Source organism: uncultured Olegusella sp., assembly GCF_947253395.1.
In the GTDB taxonomy this organism is placed as follows: domain Bacteria; phylum Actinomycetota; class Coriobacteriia; order Coriobacteriales; family Atopobiaceae; genus Olegusella.
On the sequence record NZ_CAMXYY010000161.1, the window covers coordinates 1 to 2674 of the forward strand.

At 51.5% G+C, this 2674-nt stretch carries 1 protein-coding gene and 1 pseudogene; both read right to left on the bottom strand.

Annotation, left to right across the window (positions count from 1 at the left end; translation table 11 throughout):
• Positions 1 to 200: 200 nt before the first annotated feature.
• Positions 201 to 1832 carry an amidohydrolase gene (locus Q0X25_RS08350; RefSeq protein ID WP_298581197.1) on the bottom strand — a complete coding sequence of 544 codons (1632 nt, stop codon included), beginning with the start codon at positions 1830 to 1832 and terminating at the stop codon, positions 201 to 203.
• Positions 1833 to 2018: 186 nt separating this feature from the next.
• Positions 2019 to 2674, bottom strand: a pseudogene (locus Q0X25_RS08355) (hypothetical protein); the annotation flags it as partial.

The following is a 2674-nucleotide window of genomic DNA, read 5'->3' on the forward strand; positions in this document are numbered from 1 at the left end:
GAAGTGCTCAGTGGAGGCGTTTTTGGTAGGATTCCGATCAAAAACGCCTCCTCGGGGCTAAAACTTTTAACTACTTTGGTGGACTGGGTGAGAAAATCGCCTAAAGTGCCTCCTCGGGGCTAAATCTTCTACCTATCACCACGGCTGGGCGAGAAGAATTGTCCGCAATAAGCCAGCCAAGCGACACCTTTTTTGTGTTGTTAAGCAGAAAAGATCTGCTTGCCTCCGAGATAGGTGGCAAGGCAGTGGGCTCGCTGGATGTCTTCTGGCTCACAGGTGAGAAAGTTTGTATCCCATATAGCTACATCAGCAAGCATGCCAGGCGCGAGCAATCCTAGCTCATGCGTACGACCCACTGCCGCTGCGCTACCATAGGTATATGCGCGCAAAGCATCTGCGCGACTGATGCAGTGTTCGGGGTGCCAACCACCTTGGGGTAGGTGAGTTGTGGGCATTTGGCGTGCAATGGCGCAATACAGCACATCTTGGCTGGTAGGGGGTATCACAGGTGAATCTGTACCAAATGCAAGAGTAGCGCCTGCCTGTAAAAACGTCTCAAACGGCCACATGCGCGCAGCGCGTTTAGATCCTAAGTCACGGTCGGGTTGAGACAGGTCGATGACCACGTGAGGTGGTTGCACAGAGGCGATAACATGCATCTTTGCAAGACGGTCAATGTCTGCGGGCTGAATATCTTCAATATGTTCAAGTGTGTGGACGCCTTGTTTTGGTTGACCATAAAGACGAGTTGCTTCCTCAAAAATATTGAGAGCTTCATGGACGGCTTGGTCGCCAATGGTATGAATGCGCACGGCATGGCCGTGGCTGGCTGCTGAAAGTACGAGCGAACGCATGCGCTCGGGCGCGACGGTAGGACGGCCGACATCGCCTGAAAAATATGCATTGGTATAGGGTTCGCTGCACCAGGCGGTGTGTGCCGAGCTGACTCCATCAAAGAATTGCTTGAAGCCTGGGGCTTGGATCATGGTACCTGTGAGTTCGACCTGCATGGCTTCAAGGTTGGATTCGTTTTCAGTGAGGGTGGGGAAGAGATGCGCGCGAAGTGTGAGTTCATTTGCATTGAGAAGATGCTGGTAGATGTCAGGGCGAATGGAGTCTGCACCAGGGATAAGCGAAAGCGCCATATCACAAACCGAGGTGATACCCATGCTGGATAGGCAGTGGAAATAGCTGCGGTATACCTGCATGAGCGCCTCATCAGAAAGCAGATCAACAAGGCGAGCGACATAGGCCATTCCAGCTGCTTCGCGGAGAACACCCGTGAGATTTCCCTGAGCGTCACGATCAAAACTTCCGCCCGCGGGCGGCTGAGTTGCATCGCTTATACCGAGCTCAGCCATACCATACGAATTGAGCCAGAGAGTGTGAGCGTCCCCTGAGTAAAGCGCGACAGGGCGATTGGGAAAGGCGACATCAAGGGAATGGCGCGTCGGTGCAGCAGTGGAGTCTGTCCAAAAGGATTGACGCCAACCATGTGTGAGCACCCAATCTTGTGTATCAGGTAGAGTCGCTGCAAAATTGACAAGATGCGCCACCTCGTCTGCTTCGCTCGTTCCGACATATTGATCAGCAAGTGCGGAGGGAAAAAGAGCAGAGTGCAGTACGTGTTGATGCGCGTCATGAAAGCCTGGACAGACAAAATTTTCGCCGTAGTCAATAAGCTGAGTTTGAAAATCACAGAGCTCATCAGCGCGCTCATAGGGAAGCACTGCTGCGATGATTCCCTGCACAATGCCCAAAGCAAGTGCTTGTGTAGTATTGCTTTTGCCTGTAAAGACACTTTTTGAGCGAATAACCAGTTCGACTGCCATGTGACCTTCTTTGAGCGAAGCAGATGTTTGAATGTTTAGGTGTGGATTTAAATTCCAAACGACACTTTAACCATCGTGACCAGCAATAGGGTGATTAGCTGTTGTCGTAGAGGTGGATGGCATAAAAAAACGGTCTCTGGCAAATGCCAGAGACCGTTGGGGCCACTAACTTATGGGACTTAAGAATTAGTTCTCGTTGCGCTTGCGCAAAACAGTTGCAGCTGCGGCAAGCAGACCACCAGCGAGAGCGAGTACTGCTGCAGGAAGAGCAGTAGCGGCTACATCAGAGGTCTGGGGGAGAGCAGAGCGCTTCTTTACAATCTTGGTTTGGGTAATGTGCTTGGGCTGGGGCTTAGCCTCGGGCTTGGGTTGGGGCTTGGTATCAGGTTTGGTATCAGGCTTGGGATTGGGCTTGGGATCAGCCTTTTGAACCAAAACGGTTGCCTGGATAGCCTCGGGATCGGTGGCTTCAGAATCTTTTCCACTCGCATCCTGGACAGCGGTCCAAGTAAAAGAAGGATGGAAAGTACGGGTATGCAAAGTGGCAATGGCGCTCATCTGGCCTTTGACCGTGCCCTTAATGACAGACTTTTTACCCGGCTCTGCAGTTTCAGATACCTTAATGCCAGAAACCGTCGCATTCATACCAGAAGTGCGAGCTGCAACCTCACTTCTCAAATCCCAATAGTTTTTGATGGTATCGGCATTGAGTTTTACCTTGATAGTGAGCTTATTGCCCGCAAAAATGGGGTCACCAACAATTTCGAACTTACCAAAATTGCCCAGCTTAATAGCGGCAAGGTCAGTCTGAGTAAAGCTCAGGCCCTCGCCCAGCTCCAAGG